This window comes from Streptomyces sp. NPDC017520 (genome assembly GCF_044329855.1).
Classification (GTDB): domain Bacteria; phylum Actinomycetota; class Actinomycetes; order Streptomycetales; family Streptomycetaceae; genus Streptomyces.
On the sequence record NZ_JBIRKB010000008.1, the window covers coordinates 377,495 to 392,099 of the forward strand.

Here is a 14,605-nt window from a genome sequence, read left to right on the forward strand (position 1 = left end):
AGGGGTGGAGCCGCTCACCACCGGGCGGTTCGGAGAAGGGTTCAGCAGGCGCCGAGGTCCTTCCAGACCCCCCACTGACCGGTGGATCCGGGCGTCTCGCCCTTCGTCCACCACGAGGCCTTCCACTGGTGGCCGCCGTGGCTGACGGTGGAGCCGCCGCCGTACTCGGTGGCCGCGTTCCAGGCCGGGGCCGTGCAGCTGCCGCCCGGCTGCGTCGGGGTCGGCGTCGGCGTCGGGCCGGTCGGGTCCGGCGTCGGCGTCGGGGTGGGCGTGGGGTCGGTGCCGGTGCCGGGTTCGACCACGGTGGTGCCCCGGGCCAGGTCACCGGCGAGGGAGTAGGACTTCCCGCCGAAGGTCACGGTCCAGTTCGACGGTGTGGAGGTGGGCAGGTAGTAGACGAAGTCCAGCTCCACCGAGGCGCCGGGGGCCAGCGTCTGCCAGGCCGGGAGCTTCAGCGAGACGCGGTTGTAGTCGCCCTTGAGGCCGCCGATGTTGTTGGCCGCCGTGTGGTCGCTGCGGATGATCGTCGTGCCGAAGCCGGACTGGTCCTTGGCGTTGGCCGGGGCGGAGGTGGAGTAGTCGAACTGGAACTCCGTACCGCCGGGCAGTGTGGCCTTGGTCCGGTTGGTGATCTTCAGCTTGGGGCTGATCGGGTAGTTGGAGTCGCCCAGCGGGAACTGCCCGAAGGAGACGTCGATGTTCACGGCCTGGGTGGGCAGGTCGATCGTGGAGCGCTTCGCGCCGTACGGGGTCGCCGACTTGAAGGCGTCGTACATCGCGGTGGTCAGCGTCGAGCCGGTCTCGTACTGGCCCTTGGCCGCGTTCCACTGGTAGTCGCCCGCCAGCTCCCAGATCATCGTGCCGCCGATGCCCTTGTCCACGACGTAGTCGGCCTTGGCCTTCACCGACTGCTCGTCCTCGGTGGAGAGGAACACCTTCTTCTGGGCGTTCCACAGCCACGGCGCGACCAGCGTGGAGTCGTACTTGCGGACGTACGTGCCGGTCAGCTGGGTGTTCGCGGGGAAGCCGTAGTCGGTGACGTAGTCGCCGACGATGCCCTTCTCCAGGTTCTTCGCGTGCCACATCGGGTTGGAACCGGCAGGCGATTCCTTGCCGTTGGTGTCCTTGTCGTGCCAGAGGTTGTCGATCCCGACCGCGCCGTCACCGCACTTGGTCAGTCCCGCACCCGCCGGGCAGTCGGTCGTGGCCGCCTTGCCCCACAGGCCGTCGGTGCCGCCCTGCACGTTCTTGAAGCCGCGGGTGTAGTACGGCAGGCCGATGTTGATCCGGCCGGCCGGCATCGAGCCGCGGAAGTAGTGGTAGGCCCAGTCGGTGTTGAGGTAGCCGGTGCCGCCGTACTGCGAGGTGGAGTACACGCTCGCCTGCGCCAGTTCGGCGTCCTTGCCGTCGTCGAACAGCGAGGCGTTCGGGCCGACGTACTCGTTCCAGGCGCCGTGCAGGTCGTAGGACATGATGTTGACGTAGTCCAGGTACTTCTGCATCTGGTACGTCTCCATGCCCCGCAGCAGGTAGCCGGAGGAGGGGGCGGCGACGGTCAGCAGGTAGTGCTTGCCGTCGGCGGCGCCCGCGCGGTCGAGCTTCTCGCGCAACGTCTTCATCAGGGCGTCGTAGCCCTTGACCAGCCCGGCGCGGCGGCCGTTGGACAGCGTGTGGTCCAGCGGGTTGCCCGCGTCCTTCATGGTCGTCGCGTACTCGTAGTCGATGTCGACGCCGTTGAAGCCGTACTTCTTGATGAAGTCGACGGCCGAGTCGGCGAAGGTGTTGATGCCGCTCTGGTTGACCGAGCCGTCGGCGTTGGTCGCCATCGAGTAGAAGCCGCCCGAGTCGACGCGCTTGCCGTCGGGACCGAAGTAGCCGCCGGTCTCCGCCCAACCGCCCACGGAGACCAGGGTCTTCACGTTCGGGTGCTTCTTCTTGTACTTCGTCAGCAGGTTGAAGTGCCCCTTGTAGGGGAGCGCCGGGTCCATCTCCGCGCCCGCGACACCGGGCCAGGTCATGCCGGTGGAGGCGTTGTCGGCGCTGTCGGGGCCGACCGAGAGCTTGTTGGAGCCGTCGACGTGCGCGAAGGCGTAGTTGAGGTGCGTGACCTTGTCCCACGGGATGTCCGGGACCAGATAGGCGTCCTTGCCGTCCTTGCCGGTACGCCAGTTGGTGAAGTAGCCGATCACGCGGCGCTTGTGGTCGGCGCCCATCATCTCGCGGCCGTCGGCGTCGTAGACGGAGCAGTAGGGGACGTCGACCCCGGGGGTCTGGTACAGCCCGTCGGGGCGACAGGAGGTCTGGTCGGCGGCGGCCGACGGACCTGCGGCGAGTGAGCTCATCAGCAGTCCGGCGACGGCGGCGCCGGCGGCGAGCAGGGTGGCTCTCGCTCGGGTGGGGGACAGCATGTGGTCGTTCCTCCTGGGGAGGTCGGCAGAACACAACTGGCAAAAGGGGGTGGGTCGTGTCGGGGTCCTGGTGTGCGCACACCGCCGGACCGAACCTCGGAGGTGACGCAGAGATTAAGAGGACTAGACCAGTGCGTCAATAGGTCTGGACCTTCAAGCGTCAACTTTTCCGACGCCTTCCCTGTGACTCCCCTGTGGCTTCCGCGATGACTACGTTGTCGCCTTCGCGCCAACGAAATCGCGCCACGGCCCCTGTGATCCAGCCCACAGCGCTCACCCGCATGGCCGGGAGGCGTTCGTGGCAGACTGGTTCCGTACCAGTAGCAGCGCACTCCGGGGTCGGTGCAATTCCGAACCGGCGGTTATAGTCCGCGACCCGTCCGCAGCCAGCGGCCGGTTGACCAGGTGAGATTCCTGGACCGACGGTGAAAGTCCGGATGGGAGGCAGTGCGCGGCGGGTTGTCATCGGTACGCCGCCGTCGGCGGGCGCATGGCCGGGAGTCTCCCGTGATGCCGTGCGTTCCTGGCGTTCCCGTTCTCGGGTTCTCGGCGTTTCCGCTGGTGAGCCGCTCTATCTGTCGTCATCGACAGGCCCCGGAGTCCGTGCCCGAAGAGGCAGGAGGACCCGGTGGACACCGCAGCCGACATCACCGCCATGCGCCGAGCGATCACGCTCGCGGCGCGCGGTCTCGGCTCCACCAGCCCCAACCCGGTCGTCGGCTGTGTGATCACCGACGCCGCCGGAGCCGTCGTCGGCGAAGGCTTCCACCAGCGCGCCGGAGGGCCGCACGCCGAGGTCCACGCCCTGCGGGCGGCCGGCGGGAGGGCCCGCGGCTCCACCGCCTACGTCACCCTCGAACCCTGCGACCACACCGGCCGCACCGGCCCCTGCTCCCAGGCCCTCCTGTCCGCCGGGATCAGCCGCGTCGTGTACGCGGTCGCCGACCCGAACCCGGGGGCCGCGGGCGGCGGCGACACGCTGCGCGCGGCCGGTGTCCGGGTGGAGCGGGGCCTTCTCGCGGAGGAGGCCGAGGCGGGCAACGCCGCCTGGCTGACCTCGGTGCGCCTCGGGCGGCCGTACGTCCTGTGGAAGTACGCCGCCACCCTCGACGGCCGGATCGCCGCCGCCGACGCCACCAGCCGCTGGATCACCTCGCCGGAGGCCCGCGCCGACGTCCACCGGCTGCGCGCCGAGGCGGACGCCGTGCTCGTCGGCTCCGGCACCGCCCGCACCGACGACCCCCAGCTGGCGGTACGCGGCATCGACGGCGTCACCCAGCCACTGCGGGTCGTCGTCGACACGGACGCCACCGCCGTGAAGCCAGGCGCCCGGGTCCTGGACGCCACCGCGCCCACCCTGGTCGCCGTCGCCGACGACGCCCCCGCAGGCCACCTTCCCGAGGCCGCCGTCCTGCGCCTGCCCCGTGCCGCCACCGGCCCCGGCCTGGACCTCGACGCCCTCCTCGGGGCCCTGCACGAGCGCGGCGTCCTCTCCGTACTCCTCGAAGGCGGCCCCACCCTCGCCGGCGCGTTCGTCGCCGCGGGAAAGGTCGACAAGGTCGTCGGCTATCTCGCCCCGGTGCTCCTCGGCGCGGGCCCCGCCGCCCTCGCCGACGCCGGAATCACCACGATCGACGAGGCGTTGCGCCTCGATGTGACCGAGACCGTGCCGATCGGCCCCGATCTGCGCATCACCGCCGTCCCCGCCCCTGCTCGGAAGGGAAACTGAGTGTTCACCGGAATTGTCGAAGAACTGGGTGAGGTCACCGCCGTCGAGCGGCTGGCGGACGCCTCCCGCTTCCGGCTGCGCGGTCCCGTCGTCACCGAGGGCGCCCAGCACGGCGACTCCATCGCGGTGAACGGCGTCTGCCTCACCGTCGTGGACACCGCCGACGGCGAGTTCACCGCCGACGTGATGGCCGAGACGCTGAAGCGCTCCAGCCTCGGCGCGCTCACCACCGGCTCCCGGGTCAACCTGGAGCGCCCCATGGCGCTCGGCGGCCGGCTCGGCGGACACCTCGTCCAGGGCCATGTGGACGGCACCGGCACCATCGTCGAGCGCACCCCCTCCGAGCACTGGGAGCTCGTCAAGGTCTCCCTGCCGGCCGAGCTGACCCGGTACGTCGTGGAGAAGGGCTCCATCACCGTCGACGGCGTCAGCCTCACCGTCGTCGACGCGGCGGCCGACCACTTCACCATCAGCCTCATCCCCACCACCCTCGCCCTGACCACGCTCGGCCGCAAGCAGCCCGGCGACCCGGTCAACCTGGAGGTGGACGTCCTCGCCAAGTACGTCGAGCGGCTGCTCGGCGACCGGGCCGGACAGGACCCGCGATGAACGCGGCGAACTGGCTCAACTCCGAGGCCTTCACCGTGTTCGGCCAGCACATCAAGTGGTCGGACATGATCGGCAACCTCGTCGGCCTGATCGCCCTGGCCCTCGGCTGGCGGCGCTCGATCTGGACCTGGCCCGCCCAGCTCCTCTCCGGCGTGATCCTGCTCGTCGCCTTCGCCTCCGCGCACCTCTCCGGCAGCGCGGGCAAACAGCTGGTCGTCATCGTCGTCGCCCTGTGGGGCTGGTGGTCCTGGAACCGCGGCAAGCAGCAGGCCCAGGACGGCTCCATAGCCGTCCGCTTCGCCACCTGGCGCGAGCGCGGCGTGCTGATCGCCGCCGCCGCTCTCGGCACCCTCGCCGTCGGCGGCCTGTTCACCGCCTTCCCGTCGCTCTCCTGGGACCCCTGGCCGGACGCGTACATCTTCGTCGGCACCGTCGTCGCGATGTACGCCCAGGCCCGCGGCATGGTCGAGTTCTGGTTCGCCTGGCTGCTCGTCGACCTGGTCGGCGTCCCGCTGAACTTCGCCAACGGATTCGCCTTCTCCGGCTTCGTCTACGTCATCTACGGCGCCCTCGTCCTCTGGGGGATGCGCGACTGGTGGCTGCGTACGCGGACACCCGCTCTGGAAGGAGCCACGGCATGACTGCCCAGCCCACCTGGCTGCACCCCGACCACGAACCGCTCCCCGAGAACCTCTCCCTGGACCCGGTCGAACAGGCGGTCCGCGACATCGCCCTGGGCCGGCCCGTCGTCGTCGTGGACGACGAGGACCGCGAGAACGAGGGCGACCTCGTCATCGCCGCCGAGAAGGCCACCCCCGAGATCGTCGCCTTCATGATGAGCGAGTGCCGCGGCCTCATCTGCGCGCCCATGGAGAGCGACGAGCTGGACCGCCTCGACCTCCCGCAGATGGTCGAGCACAACACCGAGTCGATGCGGACCGCGTTCACCGTCTCCGTCGACGCCTCCGCCGAGCACGGCGTCACCACCGGCATTTCCGCCGCCGACCGCGCCACCACCCTGCGCATGCTCGCGGGCGGCGTCGCCGGCCCCGGCGACTTCGTCCGGCCCGGCCACATCTTCCCGCTGCGCGCCCGCTCCGGCGGCGTCCTCGTCCGCAACGGCCACACCGAGGCCGCCGTCGACCTCGCCCGGCTCGCCGGACTCCGCCCCGCCGGGGCCATCGTCGAGATCGCGGGCGAGGACGGCGTCATGCTCCGGCTGCCCGAGCTGATCCCCTTCGCCCGCAAGCACGGCCTGACGATCATCTCCATCGAGGACCTGATCGCCTACCGCCGCAGCAACGAGCCGACCGTCCGCCGCGAGGCCGCGACCCGGCTGCCCACCGCGTTCGGCGACTTCACCGCGTACGGCTACCGCTCCAGCGTCGACGGCGTCGAACACGTCGCCCTGGTCCACGGCGACATCGGCGACGGCGAGGACGTCCTCGTCCGGATCCACTCCGAGTGCCTGACCGGCGACATCTTCCAGTCCCAGCGCTGCGACTGCGGCCCCCAGCTGCACGCCTCCATGCGGCGCATCACCGAGCAGGGCCGGGGCGTCGTCGTCTACCTGCGCGGCCACGAGGGACGCGGCATCGGCCTGCTCTCCAAGCTGCGCGCGTACGAACTCCAGGAGCGCGGCGTGGACACCCTCGACGCCAACCTGGAGCTCGGCCTCCCCGCCGACGCCCGCGACTACGCGGCGGGCGCCCAGATCCTCGCGGACCTCGGCGTGCGCAGCCTGCGGCTGATGACCAACAACCCCGACAAGACCGCGGCCGTCGTCCGCCACGGCCTCGCCGTCACCGGCCGGGAGCCCATGCCCGTCCAGGCCGGCGAGCACAACCTGCGCTACCTGCGCACCAAGCGCGACCGCATGGGCCACGACCTGCCCTGGCTGGACGGCGCCCCCGCGTCGACCTGCGCCAACCAGTAACGAACGACCGAACACCTCGTCACCAGCATCGGCATCAGGAGAGACATGAGCGGCAAGGGTGCACCCGAACTGTCCGTACGCAACTGCGGCGACCTGCGCGTGGCCGTGATCGCGGCCCAGTGGCACGAGAAGGTCATGGACGGACTCGTCGACGGCGCCCTGCGCGCCCTGCACGAGCTGGGCATCGACGAGCCGACCCTCCTCCGCGTCCCCGGCAGCTTCGAGCTGCCCGTCGTCGCCAAGGTGCTCGCCGGCCGCGGCTATGACGCGATCGTCGCCCTCGGCGTGGTCATCCGGGGCGGCACCCCCCACTTCGAGTACGTCTCCCAGGGCGTCACCCTCGGCCTCACCCAGGTCACCGTCGACACCGGTGTTCCCGTCGGCTTCGGCGTACTGACCTGCGACACCGAGGAGCAGGCGCTGGACCGGGCCGGCCTCGAAGGGTCCAACGAGGACAAGGGGCACGAAGCGGTCACCGCCGCCGTGGCCACCGCGGCCACGCTGCGCACCGTCAGCGAACCCTGGCGCTGAGTGCCCTCCGGCGACCCCGTATTCTGAGGACCATCATGGCTGACAAAACCTTCGAAGAGCTCTTCGCCGAGCTCCAGCTCAAGGCCGCCGAGGGCGACCCCGCGACCTCCCGCACCGCCGAACTGGTGGGCAAGGGCGTGCATGCCATCGGCAAGAAGGTCGTCGAGGAGGCCGCCGAGGTCTGGATGGCGGCCGAGTACGAGGGCAAGGAAGCCGCCGCCGAGGAGATCTCGCAGCTGCTGTACCACGTCCAGGTGATGATGGTCGCCCGCGGCATCTCGCTCGACGACGTCTACGCCCATCTCTGAGCCGACCGCCACGCCGTTCCCCGGGCCCGGCCCGGGCGACACCGTCCGGGCCCGGCCCGGGCGACACCACCGCGAAACAGCCCGCACACTCCCTCCGCACGAAGGAAGCCGACCTCATGCTGCGCATCGCCGTTCCCAACAAGGGTTCACTCTCCGGACCTGCGATGGCGATGCTCCATGAGGCCGGCTACCAGCAGCGCAAGGAGTCGAAGGAACTGGTCCTGGTCGACCCGGCGAACGAGGTCGAGTTCTTCTACCTCCGCCCCCGCGACATCGCGATCTACGTCAGCTCCGGCAAGCTCGACATCGGCATCACCGGCCGCGACCTGCTGCTGGACTCCGGGGCCGACTCCGAGGAGATCCTCCAGCTCGGCTTCGCCCGCTCCACCTTCCGCTACGCCACCAAGCCCGGCACCGCGGCGGGCCCGCAGGACTTCGACGGCATGACGATCGCCACCTCCTACGAGGGCATCGTCGCCGCCCACCTCGCCGAGGCGGGCGTCAAGGCCTCCGTCGTCCACCTCGACGGAGCGGTCGAGACCGCCATCGAGCTGGGCGTCGCCCAGATCATCGCGGACGTGGTGGAGACCGGGACCAGCCTGCGCAACGCCGGACTCGAAGTGATCGGCGACCCGATCATGACCTCCGAGGCCGTCGTCATCCGCCGCAACGGCGCCCCCGCCGACGACCCCAAGGTGCAGCAGTTCCTCCGCCGCCTCCAGGGCGTCCTGGTCGCCCGGTCCTACGTGATGATGGACTACGACTGCCGCGTCGAGCACCTGGAGCGCGCCGTCGCCCTCACCCCGGGCCTGGAGTCGCCGACCATCTCCCCGCTGCACCACGAGGGCTGGGTCGCCGTCCGCTCCATGGTCGCCGCCAAGGAGGCCCAGCGGATCATGGACGACCTGTACGAGCTCGGCGCCCGCGCCATCCTCACCACGGCCATCCACGCCTGCCGCCTCTGAGGGCCCCGGCCCACCCGCACCCCCCCGAGAGAAGACCCGATGTCCGCGTCCAGGCCCGAACAGCCCACCCTGCCGGTCACCTTCCGGCCCACCCTCACCCGGGTGGTCCTGCTGAGCACGGGCCTGGCGATGTTCCTCGTCATCACCGTCATCGCCCTGATGCTGGAGCGGCTCAACCCGGGGGAGCGGATCACCTTCGTCTTCGTCGCGGCGCTCTTCTTCGGCGTCCTGGCCCTGCTCAGCAGGCCCAAGGTCACCGCCGACGAGACCGGAGTCACCGTCGTCAACCTCACCCTGACCCGCAGGCTGGCGTGGGAGGAGATCCTCCGCGTCAACCTGCGCTCCGGCGACCCCTGGGTCTACCTCGACCTCAGCGACGGAACGAGCCTGCCCGCCCTCGGCATCCAGCCCGGCCTGGCCAAGCAGCAGGCCATCCGCGACGCCCGCGCCCTGCGCTCCCTCGCCGAGTCACGCGGCTCCGGGAGCGACGACACCCCGGCCGGCGGCTGAGCCCCTGCCCCGCGCTGGGCCTTCTTGTCTACTCTGGTGGGCGGCGGCGCCCCGCGCGCCCCGCCCCGCCCGTTCCACGGCCCCACCCCGGGCCCGCGGGGCTTTACCTGCGACCCAAGGAGTGACTCCCTCCAGCAATGGACGGATCGTCCGGTAGTACCTGCGCCGCCCCTTCCCCGGAGGCGGCGGCCTCATGACCACCCCCCTGCTGCTCCTCGGAGCGGCCTTTCTCCTCATCCTCGCCAACGGATTCTTCGTGGCGGCCGAATTCGGGCTCGTCACCGTGGAGAAGCCGGACGCCGAACGGGCCGCCGCCGAAGGCGACCGACGGGCCCGTACCGTCGTCGAAGCCCTGCGCGAACTCTCCTTCCAGCTCTCCGGCACCCAGCTCGGCATCACCATCACCTCCCTGGTGGTGGGCATGCTCGCCGAACCGGCCCTCGCCCAGCTGCTCGCCGGACCCCTCACCGCCGCCGGGCTCCCCGCGGGGGCCGTCCCGGGCGTCGGCGTCGTCGTCGGCATGCTGCTGGCCTCGGCCGTGCAGATGGTCGTCGGCGAACTCGTGCCCAAGAACTGGGCGGTCTCCCGGCCGCTCCAGGTGGCCCGTTTCGTCGCCGGACCGCAGGCCCGCTTCGCCGCGCTCCTGCGTCCGGTGATCACCCTCCTCAACGCCCTGGCCAACCGGCTGGTGCGGCTCCTGGGCGTCGAGCCCACCGCCGAACTGGCCTCCGCCCGCACCCCGGGCGAGCTGGTCTCCCTGGCCCGGCACTCCGCCGAGGCCGGAGCCCTGGAACAGGACACCGCCGACCTCTTCGTCCGGACCCTCGCGCTGGCCGGTCTCACCGCCCAGCACGTCATGACCCCCCGGGTGAAGGTCAGCGCCCTGCACTCCACCGCGACCGCCGCGGACGTCCTCAACCTCACCCGCGCCACCGGCCTCTCCCGCTTCCCCGTCTACCGGGACCGCATCGACGAGGTCATCGGCATGGTCCACCTCAAGGACGCCCTCGCCGTCCCCGCCTCTGAGCGCCTGCGCACCCCGGCCGGACGGATCGCCGTCCCCCCGCTCCTGGTGCCCGGGACGCTGCCGGTGGAAGCGCTGCTGCGGCGGCTGCGCCACGAACAGCCGATAGCCGTGGTCGTCGACGAGTACGGCGGCACCGCGGGCGTCGTCACCCTGGAGGACATCATCGAGGAGCTCGTCGGCGAGGTCCGCGACGAGCACGACGCCGAGGGCGCGGGCCGCCCCGAGCTGACCGCCGCCATCGGCGAGGACGGCCGCCCGGTGTGGGACGCCGAGGGCAGCTGCCGGGTGCACACCCTGCGCCGCAGCGGACTCGACGTGCCCGAGGGCCCCTACGAGACCGTCGCCGGGCTCGTCGCCGGACTGCTGGGCCGCATCCCCGCCCCCGGCGACCGGGCCGAACTCCCCGGCTGGCGGATCTCCGTCCGCCAGGTCGGCCACAACCGCGCCGAACGGGTCCGTTTCACCCGGGCGGCCGACCCGCTGCCGGACAGGGCCGCGCCGGCACTGCTGGAGGCCGCGCGATGAGCCTGCTCCAACTCCTCCTCGCCGCACTCCTCGTGCTGGCGAACGGCTTCTTCGTCGGCGCCGAGTTCGCCCTCGTCTCCGTACGCCGAAGCCAGATCGAACCGCTCGCCGCACAGGGCTCGGGCCGGGCCCGCACGGTCCTGCACGGCCTGGAGAACCTGCCGCAGATGATGGCCGCCGCCCAGTTCGGCATCACCGTCTGCTCCCTCACCCTGGGAGCCGTCGCCGAGCCGACGCTCGCCCATCTCCTGGAGCCGGTCTTCCAGGCGGCGCACGTCCCCGACGGGCTCGTCCACCCCCTCGGCTTCGCCCTCGCGCTCCTGTCGGTGGTCGTCCTGCACCTGGTCATCGGCGAGATGGTCCCGAAGAACCTCGCGATGGCCGCACCCGAGCGGACCGCACTGTGGCTGAGCCCCGGTCTGGTCGCCTTCGCCCGGCTCTGCCGCCCGGTCACCACCGCGCTGGGCGCCTGCGCCGGCCTGGTGCTGCGACTGTTCGGCGTCGAACCGAAGGACGAGGTGGAGGCCGTCTTCACCAGCGAGCAGCTCAACCGGCTCGTGGAGGACTCCGGACAGGCAGGCCTCCTCGGACCGGAGGCGGCGACCCGCCTGGAGGACGCCCTCGAACTGGGCAGCAGGCCCGTCGCCGACGTCCTGCTGGAGCGGGCGACCCTGGTCACGGTCGACCCGTCGGTGACCCCCCGTCGGATCGAGGAGCTGACCGTGCGCACCGGTTTCTCCCGCTTCCCGGTCTGCGCGGACGGCGGCGGCCCCTTCATGGGCTACCTGCACGTCAAGGACGTCCTGGAGCTGGAGGACGCCGACCGCGCGGTTCCGCAAGCGATCTGGCGCCCGATGGCGACCGTACGGGCCGAACTCCCACTCGACGACGCCCTGACCGTGATGCGCCGGGCCGCGACGCACCTGGCGCAGGTCGCGGACGCCTCGGGCCGGATCCTCGGCCTGGTCGCCATGGAGGACGTCCTGGAGACGCTGGTGGGGGAGGTCCGCGACCCGGCCCACCGGACGGTCTCGGTGCCCCGCCGCACGGTGGACGTGCCGAAGGCGCCGGACCTGCCGGCGCCCGGGGCCCTCGTGCACTGAGGTGTGCCAGCGCCGCGCCGGAAGCGAACGCCCCCGGCGCGGCGTCACACCGCACCCGGCTCCTGCTTGCCCCGGCCCACCGGGCCGCGCCCCGACAGCACCTCGCCGTAGGCCTGCATCAGGTCCGCCAGCCGCAGCGTCGACAGGTCCTGGCGGGTCAGCTCGCCCGGATAGCCGGAGAGCCGCAGATCACGGTAGGCACAGCTCTTCTCGTACAGCGTCCGCAGGAAACGGCCGTTGCCCAGCTCGTCGATCCAGCCCTGGTCCACCACATGGCCGCTGATCGAGCGCAGCTCGTCCACCGCCTCCTCGTCCCAGACGTCGTCGTTCTCCGCGGCCAGCACACTTCCGATCGCGGTGAGTTCGAGCGGCCGGTAGCTGGGGAAGTCGACCCGGCTGGTGAAGCGGGAGGAGAGCCCAGGGTTGGTGGCGAGCAGCCGGTCCATGCCCTCCGGGTAACCCGCGAGGATGACGACGAGATGGTCCCGGTTGTCCTCGGCCCGCTTGAGGAGGACCTGGAGCGCCTCGTCGCCGTACGCGTCGCCCTTGCTGTAACCGGAGTTGGCCAGGCTGTACGCCTCGTCGACGAACAGCACCCCGCCCAGGGCCGAGTCGATCAGCTCATTGGCCTTCACCGCCGTCTGCCCCAGGAACTCCCCGACGAGATCGGATCGTTGGGCCTCGACCAGATGATCGCCGCCGAGCAGCCCGAGGGCGTAGAAGACCCGGCCCAGGATGCGTGCCACGGTGGTCTTGCCGGTGCCGGAGGGGCCGGAGAAGACGAAGTGGCGCTTGGGCGGCTGGACCGGGAGGCCCTGCTCGGCCCGCAGCCGGGCCATGTTCAACTGCGCCGAGAGCGCCTTCACCTGCCGCTTGACCGGTTCGAGGCCGACCATGCGCTCCAGCTGCGCCAGCGCGTCGGCCAGCAGTGCGGGATCGCTGGGCCCGGCCGGGAAGGGCGGCGGCTTCCGTGCCTTGGTACGGCGGGCGCCCTCGACGGGGGCGGGCGATCCGAGGACCGGCTCGTCGCCGAGCAGCCCCGGGTCGCTCATCGGCCAGGACTCCCGCCCGTCCACCGGATCGGCGCCGAGCAGCGCGTCGCCCTCCGGCTGCGCCCCCGTCGTCCCCGACGCACCCGAACCGAAACCCGTCAGGGTCACGGCGGCCAGGTCCGCCGACTCGTCGTACCCGTCGCCCTCCACCAGAGCGGCGAGCCGGGCGGAGGTGTCCATGAAGGCCGGGTCGACCCGGTGCACCGCCCGGTACAGCGGCAGGGCGGCCGCGCTGCGCCCCGTGCCCTCGTGGGCCCGCGCCAGCCAGTAACGCAACTCCTTGCGCTGCGGCTGTTCGCTGCGGCAGCGCATCAGCGCGGCCGACAGAAGGGGCTCCGCCTGCCCGAACATCTCCAGCCGCACCCGCGCCATCCCGCCGAACAGACCCGCCTCGATGCCCAGCATCGGATCGTCGACCAGCTGCTCGGTGCAGCGCACCAACTGCTCCCAGTCCTTGACCAGATAGGAGCGACAGGCGTGCAGGAACCGCACCTGCGGATCCGCGTCCACCGGCGGCAACCCGGCCAACGCCCGGTCCAGCTCCGGCACATGGCGTCCGTCCAGCCAGTGCGAGGCGTGCGCGAGCAGCAGATCGCGCTGACTCTCCAGCACCGGCTGCACCCACCAGCCGAGCCAGTACCAGGAGTTGAGCGTACGCCGGTGGCGTGCGCGCTGTTCGCCGAAGCGGTCACGGTGCCGGTACATGCGTAACAGGGCCGTGGTGGTGTCGATGCGGAGCGCGTGGAGGCCGAGCCAGCCGTCCGCCATGCCCGGATCGAACCGCACCGCGGCTCTGAACTCCTCCTCGGCCTGCGGGTAGGCGCCCATCGTGTAGGCGTCCATGCCACGCAGCCAGGCGAGGTCGGCAGGGGCTCCAGCGCCCTGTGTGCCGATGTCCATCAGGTCCCCCACAAACCGTGCCCCCAGGATGTCCCGCCCGCACAGCATGCCCACCGGAGCGTGCTGAATCACGGCGTGGAGGAAGGGAATTGACCACACCGAGGTGCATCGTACCCGCGCACGGGGAGGCGACCGCCCGATGACCGGCCTCTGAGGTGGTGACCCAGGGTGAGTGAATCGCTCTGCGTGGTCGCCGGGGCGGCGGGGGAGCACAGAACGAAGCCCCCGATCACGGGGGAACAACCGGGGGCTTCGCGTCCATGGGGGCTCCGAAAAGCCGCACAATGAGAACGTAAGACCAGTAAGGCCCCTCGGTCAAGCGCAGTTGGGGCACTTCCGGGCCGATTTCCGACTGCTCAGTATGGCGAAGCGTTCTGGCTACCGTGCGTGATGGTTCGGTTCACCCCCGCTGTCGTGCGGGGCCCCGCCAGCCACGCGTACCCCTCGGGCAACTGGCGTACCAGAGTGTCGGCGTACGGCCGTGAGGGATCGTCGGCGAAATGCCGGGCCTCGGCGAGCGCCCACCCGTCCCAGAATTCGGAGAGCCCGGTCCCGTCCCGCCGCCGGCCCCGCTCCCAGGACACCTCCCGGTCCAACTCCATCCAGCACAGCGCCGCCAGCCACGGGCGCACCTGACGGCGCCCCGCGCCGACCCCCTCCACCAGCACCACCGGCGCCGGCTCCAGGGTCCGCGCCGGGCCGAAGCGCCGCTCCGTCCAGTCGTACGGGGCGTAGCGGGCGCTCTCGCCGCGCGAGAGGGGCAGGATCACCTGCTCCCGCAGCCGTCCCGTCCAGCCGAACAGCTCCTCGTGCGTGGCGAGGTCGTCCAGATGGAGGACCGGCGCACCGCCCAGCGCCGCCGCGAGACGGGCGGCGAAGGTGCTCTTGCCCGAACCGGCGTGCCCGTCGACCGCGACGAGCCGCACCGGCCCGCAGGAGGGGGGCAGTGCGGAGAGGCCATCGGCGTGGCGGGCCAGGTCGTCCATGGCCCCAGGGTACGTT

13 protein-coding genes and 1 riboswitch are annotated in these 14,605 nt (G+C 71.4%); of the genes, 10 read left to right on the forward strand and 3 right to left on the reverse strand.

Annotation, left to right across the window (positions count from 1 at the left end; translation table 11 throughout):
- Nucleotides 1-41: 41 nt before the first annotated feature.
- On the reverse strand, nucleotides 42-2,408 hold the full coding sequence (locus ACH4KB_RS21775; protein ID WP_398067527.1) for a chitinase C-terminal domain-containing protein: 2,367 nt from the start codon (nucleotides 2,406-2,408) through the stop codon (nucleotides 42-44).
- A 324-nt stretch (nucleotides 2,409-2,732) separates the two neighbouring features.
- Nucleotides 2,733-2,863: riboswitch (FMN riboswitch) on the forward strand.
- A 173-nt stretch (nucleotides 2,864-3,036) separates the two neighbouring features.
- Between ACH4KB_RS21775 and ribD the strand changes: the two genes are divergently transcribed.
- The 10 genes from ribD to ACH4KB_RS21825 all read left to right on the forward strand — a co-directional run bounded on the left by ribD (nucleotide 3,037) and on the right by ACH4KB_RS21825 (nucleotide 11,651).
- A complete protein-coding gene (gene ribD / locus ACH4KB_RS21780) occupies nucleotides 3,037-4,137 on the forward strand; it encodes a bifunctional diaminohydroxyphosphoribosylaminopyrimidine deaminase/5-amino-6-(5-phosphoribosylamino)uracil reductase RibD (RefSeq protein WP_398067528.1) in 1,101 nt (366 codons plus the stop codon).
- Entirely contained in the window at nucleotides 4,138-4,746 is a 609-nt protein-coding gene (locus ACH4KB_RS21785; RefSeq protein ID WP_398067529.1) for a riboflavin synthase, read from the forward strand.
- On the forward strand, nucleotides 4,743-5,387 hold the full coding sequence (locus ACH4KB_RS21790; protein WP_398067530.1) for a nicotinamide riboside transporter PnuC: 645 nt from the start codon (nucleotides 4,743-4,745) through the stop codon (nucleotides 5,385-5,387). The genes ACH4KB_RS21785 and ACH4KB_RS21790 overlap by 4 nt, the downstream gene beginning before the upstream one ends.
- The gene (locus ACH4KB_RS21795; protein ID WP_398067531.1) at nucleotides 5,384-6,682 is read left to right on the forward strand and encodes a bifunctional 3,4-dihydroxy-2-butanone-4-phosphate synthase/GTP cyclohydrolase II; all 1,299 of its coding nucleotides are present in this window, start codon (nucleotides 5,384-5,386) and stop codon (nucleotides 6,680-6,682) included. Before ACH4KB_RS21790 ends, ACH4KB_RS21795 begins: the two co-directional genes overlap by 4 nt.
- Nucleotides 6,683-6,727: 45 nt before the next feature.
- The gene (ribH, locus tag ACH4KB_RS21800; protein WP_003970409.1) at nucleotides 6,728-7,213 is read left to right on the forward strand and encodes a 6,7-dimethyl-8-ribityllumazine synthase; all 486 of its coding nucleotides are present in this window, start codon (nucleotides 6,728-6,730) and stop codon (nucleotides 7,211-7,213) included.
- A gap of 35 nt (nucleotides 7,214-7,248) precedes the next feature.
- Entirely contained in the window at nucleotides 7,249-7,521 is a 273-nt protein-coding gene (locus ACH4KB_RS21805; protein WP_097868061.1) for a phosphoribosyl-ATP diphosphatase, read from the forward strand.
- Between the two features lie 116 nt (nucleotides 7,522-7,637).
- On the forward strand, nucleotides 7,638-8,486 hold the full coding sequence (gene hisG, locus ACH4KB_RS21810) for an ATP phosphoribosyltransferase (protein WP_398067532.1): 849 nt from the start codon (nucleotides 7,638-7,640) through the stop codon (nucleotides 8,484-8,486).
- A 39-nt stretch (nucleotides 8,487-8,525) separates the two neighbouring features.
- Nucleotides 8,526-8,996, forward strand: coding sequence for a PH domain-containing protein (locus tag ACH4KB_RS21815; RefSeq protein ID WP_398067533.1), 471 nt, complete (start codon nucleotides 8,526-8,528; stop codon nucleotides 8,994-8,996).
- A 193-nt stretch (nucleotides 8,997-9,189) separates the two neighbouring features.
- Nucleotides 9,190-10,548, forward strand: a complete 1,359-nt coding sequence (locus ACH4KB_RS21820; protein ID WP_398067534.1) for a hemolysin family protein — start codon at nucleotides 9,190-9,192, stop codon at nucleotides 10,546-10,548.
- Complete coding sequence (locus ACH4KB_RS21825) at nucleotides 10,545-11,651, forward strand: hemolysin family protein (protein ID WP_398067535.1); 1,107 nt, start codon at nucleotides 10,545-10,547, stop codon at nucleotides 11,649-11,651. The genes ACH4KB_RS21820 and ACH4KB_RS21825 overlap by 4 nt, the downstream gene beginning before the upstream one ends.
- A 44-nt stretch (nucleotides 11,652-11,695) precedes the next feature.
- On the opposite strand, the gene ACH4KB_RS21830 is transcribed toward ACH4KB_RS21825, so the two are convergent.
- Together ACH4KB_RS21830 and ACH4KB_RS21835 are read right to left on the reverse strand one after the other, a co-directional pair.
- Entirely contained in the window at nucleotides 11,696-13,603 is a 1,908-nt protein-coding gene (locus ACH4KB_RS21830) for an AAA family ATPase (protein WP_398067536.1), read from the reverse strand.
- Nucleotides 13,604-13,959: 356 nt separating this feature from the next.
- Nucleotides 13,960-14,589, reverse strand: a complete 630-nt coding sequence (locus tag ACH4KB_RS21835; protein WP_398067537.1) for a uridine kinase — start codon at nucleotides 14,587-14,589, stop codon at nucleotides 13,960-13,962.
- Between the last annotated feature and the right edge of the window lie 16 nt (nucleotides 14,590-14,605).

Excerpts from the sequence above, each read along its gene's own strand:
- ACH4KB_RS21775 (WP_398067527.1), bottom strand. The coding sequence starts at position 2,408 with ATGCTGTCCCCCACCCGAGCGAGAGCCACCCTGCTCGCCGCCGGCGCC.
- ACH4KB_RS21790 (WP_398067530.1), top strand. The coding sequence starts at position 4,743 with ATGAACGCGGCGAACTGGCTCAACTCCGAGGCCTTCACCGTGTTCGGC.
- ACH4KB_RS21795 (WP_398067531.1), top strand. The coding sequence starts at position 5,384 with ATGACTGCCCAGCCCACCTGGCTGCACCCCGACCACGAACCGCTCCCC.
- ribH (WP_003970409.1), top strand. The coding sequence starts at position 6,728 with ATGAGCGGCAAGGGTGCACCCGAACTGTCCGTACGCAACTGCGGCGAC.
- ACH4KB_RS21805 (WP_097868061.1), top strand. The coding sequence starts at position 7,249 with ATGGCTGACAAAACCTTCGAAGAGCTCTTCGCCGAGCTCCAGCTCAAG.
- hisG (WP_398067532.1), top strand. The coding sequence starts at position 7,638 with ATGCTGCGCATCGCCGTTCCCAACAAGGGTTCACTCTCCGGACCTGCG.
- ACH4KB_RS21815 (WP_398067533.1), top strand. The coding sequence starts at position 8,526 with ATGTCCGCGTCCAGGCCCGAACAGCCCACCCTGCCGGTCACCTTCCGG.
- ACH4KB_RS21820 (WP_398067534.1), top strand. The coding sequence starts at position 9,190 with ATGACCACCCCCCTGCTGCTCCTCGGAGCGGCCTTTCTCCTCATCCTC.
- ACH4KB_RS21825 (WP_398067535.1), top strand. The coding sequence starts at position 10,545 with ATGAGCCTGCTCCAACTCCTCCTCGCCGCACTCCTCGTGCTGGCGAAC.
- ACH4KB_RS21830 (WP_398067536.1), bottom strand. The coding sequence starts at position 13,603 with ATGGACATCGGCACACAGGGCGCTGGAGCCCCTGCCGACCTCGCCTGG.
- ACH4KB_RS21835 (WP_398067537.1), bottom strand. The coding sequence starts at position 14,589 with ATGGACGACCTGGCCCGCCACGCCGATGGCCTCTCCGCACTGCCCCCC.